This window comes from Leptolyngbya sp. BL0902, from assembly GCF_016403105.1.
Taxonomy (GTDB): domain Bacteria; phylum Cyanobacteriota; class Cyanobacteriia; order Phormidesmidales; family Phormidesmidaceae; genus Nodosilinea.
In genome coordinates this window covers 3,420,514-3,435,343 of record NZ_CP046155.1, presented here as the reverse complement: position 1 = coordinate 3,435,343, position 14,830 = coordinate 3,420,514, and the positions used below count along the sequence as shown (strand labels likewise).

The window sequence follows — 14,830 nt, the reverse complement described above, 5'->3', positions numbered from 1 at the left end:
CGGAATTGCGCCCATGTCAGTATCCAAGCCCGTTCAAGCGCTTTTCAAATGGACTCCTTCGGGATTAGGGTTCTTTCTTACCCTCCATGCCATCTTGACTCAACAATGGCCCCAAGCCGTTATCACTTCATTTTTGACGGGATGCACTGCTCTATGGGTGAAATTCAGCGATGGCTTTATGAAAGAGGCCGAACAACAGGCCGAAAAAGCCGGGGGCAGCTTTGCCCAGTGGTTGTTTGCGCTGGGGGCAACTCTGGGGGCAACGGCCCAAAAGTATTTGGCCCAAATCTGGTGGGAAATCACCTCCGATTTTGAGGGCAAGTATTATAGTTGATTGACTTTAGACTGGGACGTTTTTAAGCTATTTTAAGCGGAGTGATGGTTGAACGAAGAAACGATGCCTTACAGTCTGGATTTAAGGAAGCGCGTGATCGACTTTGTAGAAGGAGGTGGCAGCATCTCGAAGGCGGCGAAAACCTATCAAGTCGGTCGTGCGACAATCTATCGCTGGTTAAATCGAGTCGACTTGGCCCCGACCAAGGTAACCCGACGCCAACGTAAACTCGATTGGGACGCTCTTCGCAAAGATGTGGAGCAGAATCCAGAAGCCACGTTGAAGGAACGGGCTCAGAAATTTGGGGTGAGCATTAGTGCGCTCTCTAAGGTCTTCAAGAAAATGAAAATCACCCGAAAAAAAAAGAACTAAGGTATCGAGAGCGAAATGCAGAAGAACGCATGAAATACTATCGAACCCTGAGAGCATTGATTCAGGTGTATGGCGTCAAAAGCCTGGTCTATATTGATGAGTGTGGGTTTGAGGAAGGCGTGGCTTGTCTGTACGCTTGGTCGAAACGGGGAAAGAAAATCTATGGAGAGCGCCAGGGCAAGCGAGGGAAGAAGGAGAATCTGATTGCGGCCCGGAGGAAAGGCAGAAAAGACTTGATTGCCCCAATGTTGTTTACCGGAAGCTTAGATGCTGAAGGATTTGAGGGATGATTTAGTCTGTTTTTGTTGACGAACGTCACGACCCCCTCAGTTTTTATTCTAGATAATGCTCCCATCCATCGAAAGACGAAGATTAAAGAACTAGCAGAAGAGGCGGGGCATCAGATTTTATTTTTACCGAAGTACTCTCCCGACCTAAATGATATCGAGCATGACTTTAGTGCCTTAAAGAGAGCCAGAATGTATGCGAAACCCGGCACTTCTCTGGATGACATTATTCGAGACTATTGTGCTTCCTGATGTCTCATTACTAATTCCATCAACTATACAAACGGCTGGAGTATGTCTGCCGCCGTTTTCAAACCCAAGGGCTGGAGGCTGACCGGGATCGGGTGCTGAACCTGCAACAGGTGTTTGTGCCTGTGCAAATTTGTCAGCGTAGCCTCTCCCGCACCTCACCCAACTTGCTCAGACGGTTGGAAGAACGGGAAGAACCCTTTCGCAGCAAGGACATCGGCGACTTTCTATCGCTGATGGGGTGCGACCCGGACTTTCGCCGTCTGGCCATTTTGGGAGCACCGGGATCTGGCAAAACCACCATGATGCGCTACCTAACGCTGATGTACGCGGCCCGCACTCCCCGCAAACTGCACCCCAAAGCGCCCCAGTTCATTCCGGTGTTGCTGTACCTGCGGGATGTATACCCCACCATTCTGCAAACTCCCGATCTGCCCCTGGCCGATCTCGTCACTACCTGGGCGCAAAAGCTGCAAACCACTGATCCTCTCAAGCCCCCCACAGGCTGGTTTGCCAAAAAGCTAAGCCAAAACCGCTGCCTGATTATGCTGGATGGGCTGGATGAAGTACCCGACGAACGGGATCGCCAGCGGATTAGCCAATGGGTGGATCGGCAAATGTACGAATACCCCGACACCCCCTTCATCCTCACCTCGCGGCCCCTGGGCTACGAAAAAGCCCAACTGCAAGAGGATGTGATGGTGCTGGAAGTCGAACCCATGACCGACGAGCAGATTCAATCCTTTGTCCGCAACTGGTATTTGGCCACGGAGGTCAAAAGCCAGGGCGGTGAGGTGGATTTGGGCATTCGCGAAGAAGCTGCCCAGCAAGCCAGCCGACTAATTGCCGAAATTGAACGCCAGCCCGCCCTCGCCGAAATGGCCAGCAACCCCCTACTGCTGACCATGATCGCCACCGTCCACCGCCGCCGTAATGGTCTTCCACTAAGAGTGGACAACCGTCTAGAGCTATACCGTGAGATTTGCCAAGTGTTGCTAGAACGGCGAGAGATGGCTAAACAGAGCAGCAATGTCTTATCCAGGGAAGTCCAACCAGTGGATGATCGGCTCTCTGCTGACCAAAAACAGTCGGTGCTGCAACCCCTAGCGCTAGATCTCACCCAACGCAAAACCCTGCGGTTTACCCTGGCTGAAGTGCGCCCCCTGCTGCAAGCCAAACTCGCTACCCTGCCAGGGCTAGACTGGACACCGGAACAGTTTCTCAAACAACTGCGCGAAGTGGATGCCCTGATTGCCAAAGAAGAGGAAGATGTCTTTGAATTTGCCCACCGCAGCTTTCAGGAATACCTCACCGCCACCGAAATTAAAGAAACCCACCAAGAAGCCCTGCTAATTGCTGCCCTGCAAGACCCCGAAAGCCTGAAATGGTGGGCCGATACCATACGCCTCTATGCCGCCCAAACCGACACCAGCAACCTGATCGATGCTGCCCTAAATCTAGAAACCCCAACCCTAGATACCTGGCTGCTGGCCATCGACTGTTGGCAAACAGGCCGCACCGTGCAACCCGCCAGCAAACAAGCCCTGCTGACCAAAATTACCGAACCCCTAATGGTGCTAGAGGAACCCACCCTAACCTGGGCCAAACAGGTACAGCCTCGCTACTTTAAGCTGGCCTACCTACTACAGCAAGGTGCATGGCGAGAGGCTGATCGCGAAACGTATTACGTGCTGCGAGACGTAGGAGATCGCGACCATAAGGGCTATTTAGACATTTCAGATATTCAGCAATTCCCTTGCCAAGACCTGAAAATTATTGACCAGCTTTGGGTTAAATACAGCCAGGGCACGTTTGGCTTTAGTGTGCAAAAGGAAGTTTATGTCGAGACAGGCAACCCGCTCGATGGCGAGTATCATGAAGACACTTGGATAAAATTTGCGGATCGCGTCGGCTGGCGCAAGGACGGAAGCTATCTGAACTACAGCGACCTAAAAGCAAACCCTTCTTTTTCCCCCACGGGAGAATTTCCGACGATTAGGTTTGGTTTGAGGTTGTTACCGACCCCCTCTGCACGGAAAACTGGGTGTTTTGAGGATCGCTTACCTGGCACCGGGCGTCATGTCGTATCGGCCTCAAATCGGGCACTTACCACATCTGGGTTCAAACAGTTCGCTAATACAAATTTCTTAGCAACATTCTGCACCGCATCCATCGGCGCTTGCCATTCCTCCCACAGGCTTTGTTGGCCAGGGGTTTTCTTTTTGGCCTTCATCTTTTGTCGAATCGCCGCCAGAGTCTTGCTGCCCCAGGTGTTGCGCCGCTCTGGCTTGGGCTTCGGTTTATAGCGTTTGCAAAATTTTCGATAGGCTTCTGCACACAGTTCTAATGTCGCCCCCAGCGCCAAAAAAGCGGGATGCCATTGGGTTAGGCCATCGGTGGTTAAACGGTCGTAGCTGCCGTAGTTGCTGTAGTCGTAGAAAAAGCCCTGCTGCATATTTGCCGCCTTGGGGTTGGCGTGGATGTAACGCAGGGTATTCAGTGCCCGCCGCTGGTCGGTATTGGCAAATCCGGTGCTGTGGTAGCGCTTCTCCCAAAAGTGCCCCGTGCGGTTCAGCATTCGGTTAAAGCACATGGCCGTATACCAGTTCAGCCAGTGCATAATTTTCGGCAAATCTTCGGGCTGATCGGGTTCTATCAGGTAATGCACATGGTTGCTCATAATGCACAGAGCATAGAGCTTGAATCCGTATTTCTCCTTGCATCGCTCCAAGGCATAGAGTAAAATCTCGCGGCACTCGTCGCGAATTAGCCGAAACTCGCGATTGTTGCAGCGAACCGTAACGTGATAGCAATAGCCGGAGACATATTGACGTGGTTGGCGCGGCATGGCGACACATTCATTCCCCCACCCGACCTAACCGAGGAGGATAATCGGTGGTCGCTTTTCTATCATCTCCCATAACTCGTAGGGTGCATAGCGCCAAGGTGAGGCTAACGTCAACATAAAGCGTGCACCACCCACAGCCGGACGCACAGCTCGTGGCAAAATGGGGCCGACGTTCGGCTGTTGCCCTAGACTAGGGCGGCAATCCTACCTCAGGTTTTGGGATAGAGCATGGCACGATAAAAACACGGTTTCGAGATTGCCCCTTTCCCCTAAAAAAGCCATGAACAACCCCGCCCAAGCCTTCTATAGCTGGTACAAAAACACCCTCAACCATCCCAAATACCGCTGGGTTTTGGTGGCGGGTACGCTGCTTTATTTGCTCAGCCCCATTGATATTTCCCCAGACTTTATCCCCATCATCGGCTGGATTGATGACGGCATTGTGGCCTCCATTTTTGTGGCCTCCCTCTCCCAAATTTTGCTGAGTGGCCTCACCAAGAATCGCGCCGATCTGGGTAGTGACTATACCGATACCACGGTAGACATCAACCCCGAAATCTAGGCCGAACACCACCGTTCACCCACTGTCGCTCAAGCCTTTTCCCTGCGGATTCCTGGAGGCAAGCGTGAGGGTGGGTGAATGGCTGTCTCAGTCCTAGGGCGTTAAAATGTACTATAGTGCTCGTCAGGACTAGGGCTCACTAAGCCGTTTTTGGGTTGGAACCAACGATGACCACCGTTCAACGCCGCCCCCTCACGCCGCCGCCCCCGATCACCTGGGAACCTTTGCCAGCGGACTTCCTTTTGCCTGATGATCCTGTGGATAATGCCCTTCAGCCTCTTCTTGCCGCCGCCCTGCGTGAAGCCCTAGAACTGGCTGGCTTGATTCTAGAATCAGCGCTGATTGCAACGAATTTTGGCCTCTGCGCCACCGTGGGCGATAAAACCGTGGTAAAAGCCCCGGACTGGGTCTATGTGCCTGCCGTGAATCCAACGTCTGGGGGCCAAGTTCGTCGTAGCTATACCCCCCACGCTGAGGGCGACGTTCCCACCCTGGTGATGGAGTTCATCTCCGAAGCCGAGGGCGGCGAGTATTCCATCAACCCCCACTATCCCTACGGCAAATGGTATTTCTACGAGCGCATCCTCCAGGTGCCGCTCTACGCGATTTTTCACCCTCCCTCTGGCCAGCTAGACCTGTTTCGCTTGATCAATGGCCAGTACGTGGAACAGCAGGCCGATGACCAGGGCTGCTACTGGATTGAGGAACTCCATCTTTTCCTGGGCGTGTGGTCTGGGAGAAAGGCAGAAATGACGACAACCTGGCTGCGCTGGTGGGATGCCGACGGCAACTTGCTGCTCTGGGGCAGCGAACAGGTCGCGCAGGAACGCCAGCGGGCCGAACAGGCTCAACAGCAGGTCGCCCAAGAACGCTTACGGGCGGAACAGGCCCAACAACGGGCGGAGCAAGAACGCCAACGGGCCGAACAACTGGCCGAACGCCTACGGCAACTGGGCGTTGATCCTGGGGATTTGTCTTAAATGTCATCCCAGGAATCATCGGATTCAGAGCGGTTCTGGCGGCAATCCCGCATAATAAGGACAGTTTGCCGAGGGGTCTGTGGCACTGTGCAGGCCGTTTGGCGCGCTGGAAGGTTGGGTTGGTTACTGCTGCGTTTTCCCTGCGTTTGCCCCTATGGATTCTCCCCGTGAGCTGTCGTTCAACGCTGCCAATGCACCCTTGGGGGATCGCTCTCTTCTGGGATCGCCCCGTGGAATGTCGGAGTGCGGCGATGAAGTCCTGCTGCAACTGATGGGCATTTCCAAGCGGTTTGGTAGCAATCAGGTGTTAGATCAGGTGGATCTGACGGTCTACCCTGGGGAAGCGGTGGCGATTATTGGCCCATCCGGCACCGGGAAATCCACCATTCTGCGGATTATTGCGGGGCTGTTGGCGGCGGATGCGGGGGAAATTTATGTGGCGGGGCAGCGACGACAGGGACTAATTGAAGATGCCCACGATCCGGTGGGCATTGGCATGGTGTTTCAGCAGGCGGCGCTGTTCGACTCGCTGACGGTGGAGGAAAACGTGGGCTTTTTGCTGTATCAGCATTCCACCCTGCCGCCGCGCCACATTCGCCACCTGGTAGAAGACGTGCTGGAAATGGTGGGCCTTCCGGGCATTGGTAAGCGCTACCCGTCGGAGCTGTCGGGGGGGATGCGGAAGCGGGTCAGCTTTGCCAGGGCGATTATCAGCAATCCTGAAAACCCGGAGGATCGGCCCGCCCTGCTGCTCTACGACGAACCCACCGCTGGCCTCGACCCCATCGCCTCCACGGTGATTGAGGACTTAATTCGCGATATCCAGCGCGGCCACGGCTGCGGCTCGTACCTGATTGTGACCCACCAAGACAGCACCATTCGCCGCACCGCCGACCGGGTGATTTTTCTACACCGGGGCAAAATCCAGTGGAGCGGCCCCATCAGCGCCATCGATGAAACCGATAACCCCTATGTTCGTCAGTTCTTTAGCGGTCAGGTGGAGGGGCCGATTCAAATGGTGCAGTAGGGAGTGCAGAGCACAGGGCTCTACCGTTGGGTGAACTGAGGGATGAACTGAGGAACGATGATGCGGGAACGGGCAATTCGGGAAGGATCGGTGGGGCTGCTGATTTTGCTGGCGGTGGCGCTGTTTGGCGGCATGGTGCTGTGGCTGCGGGGGTACGATCCTCGGCGGCAAAGCTATCGGGCTACCTTTGTGTTTACCGATACCCTGGGGATGCAGGAAGGCACCGCCGTGCGGTTTCGGGGGGTGCGGGTGGGGCGGGTGCTGTCGATCCAGCCCGGATCGAACCAGGTGTCGGTGCTGGTGGAAATTAATCAGCCCAGCCTGCTGATTCCCAGCAATGCCCTGATCACTGTCAATCAATCTGGCCTGATTGGCGATACCACCATCGACATCATTCCTCAAGCCACCTTGGCGGAGATGGTCACGGCCAGCCTTACTCCGTTCAAACCCCAGTGCGACAGTCAGGTGGTGATCTGCGACGGCGACGAGCGCAGGGGGGAGGTGGGAGCCAGCTATGAAGCCCTAATTCGTGCTGCCGAAGATTTGGCGAGAACCTTTGCCGACCCGGAACTGGCCGCGAACCTCACCCTCACCCTCAAAAATGCCTCGGAATTTGCCGCCAGCGCCACGGTGCTCTCTGGAGAACTCACCCGCCTATCTCAGCAGGTGCAGACTGACCTAGGGCCGCTGATGGCTTCGGCCACCCGCGCCGCCGATAACCTGGATGGCACCCTGACCGAATTTGGCACCACCGCCACCGACATTAGCAATGCCGCCAATGCTGTGGGAGCCACCGCCGCCCAGTTTGAGATCACAGGCACCGAAGTCAACGGCCTGATTAGCCGCAACCGCAGCAGCTTAGTCACCACCCTGGATAGCCTTAACCGCAGCAGCGTCCATCTAGAAACCATCATGGCCACCCTGGCCCCCGAAATCCAGGACAGCCAGTTCATCGCCAATCTGGATCGCCTCTCCGCCGATGCCACCGCCGCCATGGCCGACATCCGCGCCATCACCGCCACCGCCAACACCCCCGAAAACCTGATCCTGCTGCAACAGACCCTCGACTCGGCCCGCAGCGTCTTCCAAAGCGCCCACAAGGTGATCGCCGACGTGGACGAACTCACGGGCGACCCCACCCTCCGCAACAACTTTCGCAACCTGATCAACGGCCTCAGCACCCTGGTCTCCCTCACCGACCAACTGGAGCAGGACAGCCGCCTTGCCCAAGCCCTCACCCTGCCCAGGGATGCCCAGGTGGATCGGCTCATCCTCACCCCGGTGCCGCCGCCCACCGCCCCCGCACGGCCTGCCCCCACGGCCTCCCCCGCCCCGCTGCTGATTACCCACAACGGCCAGTACTACCAGCTTCAGATTCAAGGCCGCTAGACCAGAGATGGTGCAACGATGATTTAGGCCGGGTCTGGGAGACGGCCCTACCAACCCAGAACCGATGCCTCCAGGCCGGAATTATGCGGGATGGGGCAACTGTCCAGGGTATGATTTTTCTGATTCAAACCCATGCCCTCGCGTGCGATGGGGTAACGTCATCGGGAAAGATCGCCATGAAACAGGCCCATGTGATCGGCTTAGGAAAATCTGGCATTGCTGCCGCCCGGTTGCTGCGAAAGCAGGGCTGGGACGTAGTGCTGAGCGACCGCAACGCCACCCCGCTGGCGGCTGATCAACAGGCCCAACTCCAGGCGGCGGGGGTGACGGTAAAACTCGGCCATAGCTTTGCCCTCACCCCAGAGGATCGGCCCGACCGCGTAGTGGTGAGCCCTGGGGTGCCCTGGGATTTACCCGCCCTAGCAGAGGCCCGCGCCGCCGGACTGGAGGTGATGGGGGAAATGGAACTGGCCTGGTTGACGCTGCAAGATAAGCCCTGGGTTGGCATCACAGGCACCAACGGCAAAACCACCACCACCGCCCTCACCGCCGCCATTTTCCAGGCTGCGGGGTTGAGCGCCCCCGCCTGTGGCAACATTGGCCATGCCGCCTGCGAGCTGGGCCTGCAAGACCCCACGCCAGACTGGGTGATTGCCGAACTCAGCAGCTACCAGATCGAAGCCTCGGCCACCCTCACGCCCCGCATTGGCCTGTGGACGACCCTCACCCCCGACCACCTGCAACGGCACAAAACCCTCGGCAACTATGCCCGCATTAAGGCATCCCTGCTGCAACGGTCAGAGTTCGCCATCTTCAACGGCGACGACCCCTATCTGCGCCAGCACATCCCCGCCGAATTTCCCCAAGCCCACTGGACGAGTGTGGGCGGCAAAGCGGCCCTTGGCTCTCTGGTACCGACGACCTATATTGAAGACGACTGGGTGACGTTTAAGGGCCAGCCCATCGTTGCCGCCGATGCCCTCAAAATGGTGGGCGACCACAACCTGCAAAACCTGCTGATGGCCGTCGCTGCCGCCTGTTTGGCCGACATCGACCCCGCCGCCATCGCCGCCGGAGTAGCCAGTTTCCCCGGTGTGCCCCATCGCCTAGAGCACATTTGCACCTGGCAAGGCATTGACTTTACCAACGATTCCAAAGCCACCAACTACGATGCTGCCGAAGTGGGCCTGCGTTCGGTAGACAGTCCTGCGGTGCTGATTGCCGGGGGCGAAGCCAAGGAAGGCGACGATGGCCCCTGGCTCCAGCGCATTCAGGAACGGGCCGCCACGGTGTTGCTGATTGGCGATGCCGCCCCCCAGTTTGCCCGTCGCCTAGCGGAGGTGGGCTACCAGGATTACGAAATCGTCGAAACCCTGGATCGCGCCCTGCGCCGCAGCCTAGAACTCGCGCCCAGCCTGGGGGCCAAGGTGGTCTTGCTGTCCCCCGCCTGCGCCAGCTTCGACCAATACCCCAATTTTGAGGCCCGTGGCGATCATTTTCGGCAACTGTGCCAAAACCTGGGTTAACGGTGGTTCGCTGAATTTTGTGGACGCGGAAACCGAGCCCCTACTTTTTGAACGTGGAAACCAGGTCCCTTACTGCGATCTTCTGCCTTGGGCGTGGAAACCACGCCCCTACCTCTGTCCTGATAACAACTTCATGCCATGACCACGCTGCCTGACCTTTCCAACGACACCCTCTGGGCGATTTTGAACGACGAACTGGACGACGACACCGTAAACCGTCTGGTGTGGCACTACCTCGGTTATCGGCCTACGGAGAAGGGTTGGGACACTACGTCAGTGGATCCGGCCTGGGGGGAAAAGTATCCAGAGCCGCCGGACTTCATCGAAAGCCGCCCCGCCACCGTGCAACTCACCCGATCCATTCCCGCCGAGTACAAGCAGTTACTGAAGGAAGAACTGGGCTTTAAGGGCTATACCATTGATCAACTGGTGCCCCGCCTCACCCGCCGCGCCACCATGACCAACTGGCTCTTGGCCTACCGCGCCCAACACCCTTGAAGGCACTGCCCTCCACACCAGCGGCCCATGACCGCCGATCAGCCCCCGGTGGTCAGTCCCCAGCCTAACGAATCCGGCCTAACGAATCTGGCCTAACGAATCCGGCCTAACGAATCCGGCCCAATGAATCTAGGCCGCATTCAGGGCGGATTCAGGGCAAACTACCGACAGTCTAAGGAATTAAACACCTGTTCGGCGTTGGGGTTGGCGTTTTCTCCGTGGGCCAAAATCCAAACAAATTGGGTGCGGCGATTGTGATCCACAGCGGCCATGAGGCTGGTGGTGGCATAGGTGGTTTGATCTTCCTGAAACTGCCCCGTCTGCACGATCACGGGCACTGTTTGGCCGCAGAGCCTACGTTCCTCGGTGCGGGGTGGATCAAGCTGGTAGTTTTCGTCCCCAATCATGCCCTCCTGAAAAGCCTCAATGAAGCTCGCCTGATCCGCCGAACTTTGTAGATAGCCCGGTAAGCGCCCCATGGTTAGCAACACCGAGGGCGGCGTGTCGGTGCTGGTGATCTGCACCATTCGCATCCCAAACATATTCATATCCAGCACCCCTTCGCTTTCCCCTGGCAGGGTGTAGGTGAAGGGGGTTTGATCGGTGTTCACCCCCTCGGGGCCAAAGGCAAACTGCATGGTGCGGCCAATGACGAGAACCAACGCCACCAGGGCAGCGGTGGTCAGCACAAAACAGCCGCCACAGCCCGCTGCAATCCACTTCCAGGGCACACCACTATCAGCAGGATTGGAATCGTTGGAGGAACCGGGGGAACCCGAAGACGCCGAAGGGTTCGATAGGGGGTTTGGGGCTGAAGCCATGGCCATCTCCCACCACGGAGGACTGTGCCTCCATCATACCCAGGCCACCGCCTTCCGTCCCGTTGGCTGGCCAAGACGCTGAGACGCCCCACGCCTAGGAGGTGTGCTAGGTTCAGGGGAGGCGTTTCGATCCCCATCCCCAGGAGCAATTTTGATGTTTCAGGCCACACGGCGGCGGCTGGCCCTTTGGTATACGGCGGTAACGGCGGTGCTGCTGCTGCTGTTTGCCAGCGGGTTTTACCTCTATGTGCGCACGACCCTGGTGGAGCGGGTGGATGACACCCTCAATCATGTGGTGGAAATTGTGGAGCGATCCCTGGTGATTGAACCCAGCCCGCGCCAAATTGCGCCCTCGCCTACCCGCCTGGTGCCCGCGCCCAGCCTTCAGGTGAATGTGGAGGCCAGCTTTCGCGACAATGCCCACACCGTGGAGGACGACCACATCGACCTAGAATGGTTTAGCCCCGCCGGATCGCTGCTGTGGTCTACCCTGTCAGAGCCGCTGGCGGTGCCGCTCCACGTCAACCCGGCGGGGGAAACGGTGCGGGTGTCCCAGGAAGGGGTGCTGCGCCAAATTACCGAGCAGGTGGAGGCGGAGGGCCAAGTGTTGGGCTATCTGCGGGTCAGCCATCCCTGGTTTGAGGTGACGAAGCCCAGTCGGCGGCTGATGGTGGATTTGGCCCTGGGCACCAGCCTGATGGTGGGGGCGGTGGCAGCCATTGGCTGGCTGCTGTCGGGCATTGCCATGGCCCCGGTACGCGATTCTTACCAGCAGCTCAAGCAGTTCACGGCGGATGCCTCCCACGAACTGCGGAACCCCATCGCCGTGATTCAAACCAATGCCCAGGTGGCCCTGTCTGACCCAGAGCCCGATGTGGACACCCAGCAGCGCCAGTTTCAGGTGATCGAACGCCTCACCCGACGGCTGGGGCGGCTAGTGGACGATCTGCTGTTTTTGGCCCGCCAGGAAAGCGGCCTGATTGCCTTCACCGCCTCCTCCATTGGCCTGGAGGGATTGCTGGCGGACGTGGTGGAGGAGCAGCAGGTGATGGCCAGCGAAAAGCAGATTGACCTCGTCTATGATGCCGTCCTGGCCGAGGCGGGAGCTCGCACCGCAGCGGCTCGCCCTAAGGGATCCTCAGCGGTGGCGATCTCGGCCACGGTGGCCCCCCTCAACCCAGCCAAATCCACCACGCTGGATCAGCACCATGCCCTGATCATCGGCGGCGATACCAGCCAGCTCACCCGCCTGTTCACCAACCTCATTGGCAATGCGGTGCAATATACCCCCGCCGGAGGCCAAGTGACCGTGCAGGCCCAGGCCATCAAACACCAGGGCCAAGCCTGGGTACAGGTGGCGGTACAGGATACGGGCATTGGCATGGATGAAGAGGCGCTATCCCATGCCTTTGATCGGTTCTACCGGGCCGACCCCGCCCGCCACCGTAGCGGCGACCAAGGCACCGGGCTAGGGCTGGCCATCGCCAAGGTGATTGTCGAGACCCACCGGGGCCAGATTGCCATTGACAGCCAGCCCCACCAAGGCACGACCGTCACCGTGCTGTTGCCCCGCATGAAACCCGCCTAGGCCCTGGTTAGCCCCATCGCCCCCAGCAAGGTCGGAATAATGCCGCCCTTACTTCGGCAACGACCGCTGGGGGGAGGGGGCATGGCGCAGAAGTTGCCACCCAAACAGCAGGATAAAGAGCGGATTATTGACGGCATAGCGTCGCCACAGCCGCCGAGGTTCTTGGCTCAAGCGATAGAGCCACTCCAGCCCTAGCTTCATCATCCAGCGGGGAGCCTGGGATACTTCGCCGCTAAAAAAGTTGAACGCGGCCCCAACGCCCATCATCACCGCGTTGACCTGGCCCAAGTGACGCGCCATCCACTGTTCCTGCTTAGGACAGCCCAGCCCCACCAGCACCACCCTTGCCCCCGACTGATGAATGCGGGCCACATCCGCCGCTTCCTCCTGGGGCGACAAGGCCCGAAACGGAGGGGCGTGGCTTCCGGCGATGAACAACCCTGGGAACTGGCCCTGGAGAGCCTGGATCAACCGCTGCAAGGTTTCCTCGGTGCCGCCATAGAGGTAGATGGGTAGACCCGTCTGCGCCGCCCGTTCACACCAGGCCAGCATCAAGTCTGGCCCGTAGACCCTGGGCTGATGGGGGACACCCAACCGCCGCAGCCCCCACACCAGGGGCATCCCATCGGGGGTGACAAGGGCCGCCTGATTGATGACTTGCTGATACGCGGGGTCAAAGTAGGCCGTCATCACCACATGGACATTGGCCGCTACCACATAGCACGACCGCTGCGCCTCAGCCCAGGCTTGGATGCGGTTGCAGGCGTCTTCATAACTCGTGGCATCTACCCGCGTTTTGAGAATGGGGCGGGACGGGATTGGCCCTGGGTCTTGACAGCCCTGCTCCAGATTAGTGATCATCCCTACCCCCCGGTTCACAGTACCGCTATTCTAGCTAGGGTGACGCGACCGATGATGCTTTGTAAACCACCCCTGGCGGCTGGAGGGTTTCCGATGTCCAATGCCTTGATGTATCAGGAAGATATGTACGTGGTGCTGATGCCCGGTGAGGCGGAGGTTTTTGCCACCCCCGAAGAACTGCTGGCCCAGTTGACGGATCTCTTAGCGGCGCGGCAGGACAACCTACCCCGTGATTTACAGAAATTCAGCGCCATCGCCGACCAGGCCCAGCACCTGCGCGACACCGCCTGCGAACTCGAACTGCGTCCGGGCGAAGCGATGCAGTGGTACGTGGTGCGGCTAGAAAAACCCTCGGCCTAGGCCACCTGCCAAGCGGCTTCAAAGAAGTTAAGCTCACACACCATGGCATAGCGATAGGTGCGCTGGATGAGGTCATTGTTGACGGCTTGAGCGTTGACCAGTTCCTCTAGCCGTTGAGCCAAGGGCTCGAATTGGTCGCTGCTGTAGGTGTCGATCCAGGCGGTGTAGGCGTGGGGTTGGGCCTGGGTGGTCGCGAGGGATTGCCCCAAGAAGGCGTAGAGCCGCATACAGGGCGACATCGCCACGGCAGTAGTGCCCGGATCGGCACCCCACGCGGTATTAAGCAAAAAATCGGTATATTGCCGGGTGGCATAGCCCGGTGTCACCGTGGCGAGATCTACACCCCATTCCTGGGCATAGCTGCCGTGGAGGTTCAGTTCCTCTAGCACTCCCGTCGTCAGATCGTGGAACACCTGAAAAATCTCCCAGGTGGGGGCTTTGGCGGCGGCAATGCTGTAGGCCCGCGCAAAGGCTTCTAGAAAAAAGGCATCCTGACCCACATAATAGGCAAACTTGGCCCGATCCAGGGAGCCATCGCCAATGCCCTGCACAAAGGGATGTTGAAGGGTAGCCTGGGCGAGGTCTTGGTTAGCCTGCCAGAGCGTCTGGGAAAGGGTGGAAGTCATGGGCTGAAGGGTGCCGCAAAGGTTGAACAAAACGGTTGAACCAAGGGAGAGTAGGGCGTTTTTGCCGCTGTTACGGCTCATTTTAGGCCAGAACTCCCCCTGCTACCGGACACCCCCAGAGATCCCAGCGGGTACTCTATCTCCCGATTAGGCCGCCCAGAAGACCCCTGGGGCCAGCCCGCCCAACCTAGGCAAAACCCTGGGCTTGGCAAAGATTTGTAATTGAAGCCACCGTTCCCAGCCCACATCCGTAAAAATGTAATTGTCGCTACAGAATGCAGGGGTCTTGCCATGCTTCCTCCCAGCTCCAGCCAAAACCGCCGCCAGGTGATTACCGAACTGCGCCACCAGCTCCGCTACGCCAGCCTTGAAGAGCGGTCTCGCATTCGCCAAGAGCTTAATTTTTGGATGCAGCACCGCTAGGGGCTTACCGTGGGCTGTTTGGCCGTTGCTGGCTTTACCGTGGGCTGTTTGGCCCTGTGACGAGTTGCTTTTCAGGCGG

General features: G+C 58.2%; 14 protein-coding genes and 2 pseudogenes. 12 read left to right on the top strand and 4 right to left on the bottom strand.

Features of this window, described 5'->3' with window-relative positions:
- Window positions 1-13: 13 nt before the first annotated feature.
- From GFS31_RS15205 to GFS31_RS15195, 3 genes and pseudogenes are all read left to right on the top strand, one after another.
- On the top strand, window positions 14-334 hold the full coding sequence (locus GFS31_RS15205; protein WP_198805644.1) for a hypothetical protein: 321 nt from the start codon (window positions 14-16) through the stop codon (window positions 332-334).
- A 63-nt stretch (window positions 335-397) separates the two neighbouring features.
- A pseudogene (locus tag GFS31_RS15200) lies at window positions 398-1,245 on the top strand (IS630 family transposase).
- A gap of 233 nt (window positions 1,246-1,478) precedes the next feature.
- A pseudogene (locus GFS31_RS15195) lies at window positions 1,479-3,227 on the top strand (GUN4 domain-containing protein); the annotation flags it as partial.
- A gap of 92 nt (window positions 3,228-3,319) precedes the next feature.
- Here the strand turns inward: GFS31_RS15195 and GFS31_RS21060 are convergent.
- Complete coding sequence (locus tag GFS31_RS21060; RefSeq protein ID WP_225907439.1) at window positions 3,320-4,090, bottom strand: transposase; 771 nt, start codon at window positions 4,088-4,090, stop codon at window positions 3,320-3,322.
- Between the two features lie 280 nt (window positions 4,091-4,370).
- Between GFS31_RS21060 and GFS31_RS15190 the strand changes: the two genes are divergently transcribed.
- From GFS31_RS15190 to GFS31_RS15165, 6 genes are all read left to right on the top strand, one after another.
- Window positions 4,371-4,652 carry a YkvA family protein gene (locus GFS31_RS15190; RefSeq protein WP_198805642.1) on the top strand — a complete coding sequence of 94 codons (282 nt, stop codon included), beginning with the start codon at window positions 4,371-4,373 and terminating at the stop codon, window positions 4,650-4,652.
- Window positions 4,653-4,819: 167 nt separating this feature from the next.
- The gene (locus tag GFS31_RS15185) at window positions 4,820-5,632 is read left to right on the top strand and encodes a Uma2 family endonuclease (protein ID WP_198805641.1); all 813 of its coding nucleotides are present in this window, start codon (window positions 4,820-4,822) and stop codon (window positions 5,630-5,632) included.
- Window positions 5,633-5,786: 154 nt separating this feature from the next.
- Complete coding sequence (locus GFS31_RS15180; RefSeq protein ID WP_317135037.1) at window positions 5,787-6,659, top strand: ABC transporter ATP-binding protein; 873 nt, start codon at window positions 5,787-5,789, stop codon at window positions 6,657-6,659.
- 57 nt (window positions 6,660-6,716) lie between these two features.
- Window positions 6,717-8,048 carry an MlaD family protein gene (locus tag GFS31_RS15175; RefSeq protein ID WP_225907438.1) on the top strand — a complete coding sequence of 444 codons (1,332 nt, stop codon included), beginning with the start codon at window positions 6,717-6,719 and terminating at the stop codon, window positions 8,046-8,048.
- A gap of 176 nt (window positions 8,049-8,224) precedes the next feature.
- Complete coding sequence (gene murD, locus GFS31_RS15170) at window positions 8,225-9,574, top strand: UDP-N-acetylmuramoyl-L-alanine--D-glutamate ligase (protein WP_198805640.1); 1,350 nt, start codon at window positions 8,225-8,227, stop codon at window positions 9,572-9,574.
- 138 nt (window positions 9,575-9,712) lie between these two features.
- On the top strand, window positions 9,713-10,072 hold the full coding sequence (locus GFS31_RS15165) for a DUF1823 family protein (protein WP_198805639.1): 360 nt from the start codon (window positions 9,713-9,715) through the stop codon (window positions 10,070-10,072).
- A gap of 161 nt (window positions 10,073-10,233) precedes the next feature.
- On the opposite strand, the gene GFS31_RS15160 is transcribed toward GFS31_RS15165, so the two are convergent.
- On the bottom strand, window positions 10,234-10,893 hold the full coding sequence (locus GFS31_RS15160) for a hypothetical protein (protein ID WP_198805638.1): 660 nt from the start codon (window positions 10,891-10,893) through the stop codon (window positions 10,234-10,236).
- Between the two features lie 154 nt (window positions 10,894-11,047).
- Here GFS31_RS15160 and GFS31_RS15155 point away from each other — a divergent pair, with 154 nt between their 5' ends.
- On the top strand, window positions 11,048-12,481 hold the full coding sequence (locus GFS31_RS15155) for a sensor histidine kinase (RefSeq protein ID WP_198805637.1): 1,434 nt from the start codon (window positions 11,048-11,050) through the stop codon (window positions 12,479-12,481).
- Between the two features lie 48 nt (window positions 12,482-12,529).
- On the opposite strand, the gene GFS31_RS15150 is transcribed toward GFS31_RS15155, so the two are convergent.
- A complete protein-coding gene (locus GFS31_RS15150; protein ID WP_198805636.1) occupies window positions 12,530-13,342 on the bottom strand; it encodes a WecB/TagA/CpsF family glycosyltransferase in 813 nt (270 codons plus the stop codon).
- A gap of 93 nt (window positions 13,343-13,435) precedes the next feature.
- On the opposite strand from GFS31_RS15150, the gene GFS31_RS15145 reads away from it, so the two are divergent.
- Window positions 13,436-13,702, top strand: coding sequence for a chlororespiratory reduction protein 7 (locus tag GFS31_RS15145; RefSeq protein ID WP_198805635.1), 267 nt, complete (start codon window positions 13,436-13,438; stop codon window positions 13,700-13,702).
- Here the strand turns inward: GFS31_RS15145 and GFS31_RS15140 are convergent.
- On the bottom strand, window positions 13,699-14,328 hold the full coding sequence (locus GFS31_RS15140; protein ID WP_198805634.1) for a TenA family protein: 630 nt from the start codon (window positions 14,326-14,328) through the stop codon (window positions 13,699-13,701). The genes GFS31_RS15145 and GFS31_RS15140 overlap by 4 nt on opposite strands.
- Window positions 14,329-14,619: 291 nt before the next feature.
- Here GFS31_RS15140 and GFS31_RS21310 point away from each other — a divergent pair, with 291 nt between their 5' ends.
- On the top strand, window positions 14,620-14,751 hold the full coding sequence (locus tag GFS31_RS21310) for a hypothetical protein (protein ID WP_263974849.1): 132 nt from the start codon (window positions 14,620-14,622) through the stop codon (window positions 14,749-14,751).
- Window positions 14,752-14,830 lie beyond the last annotated feature (79 nt).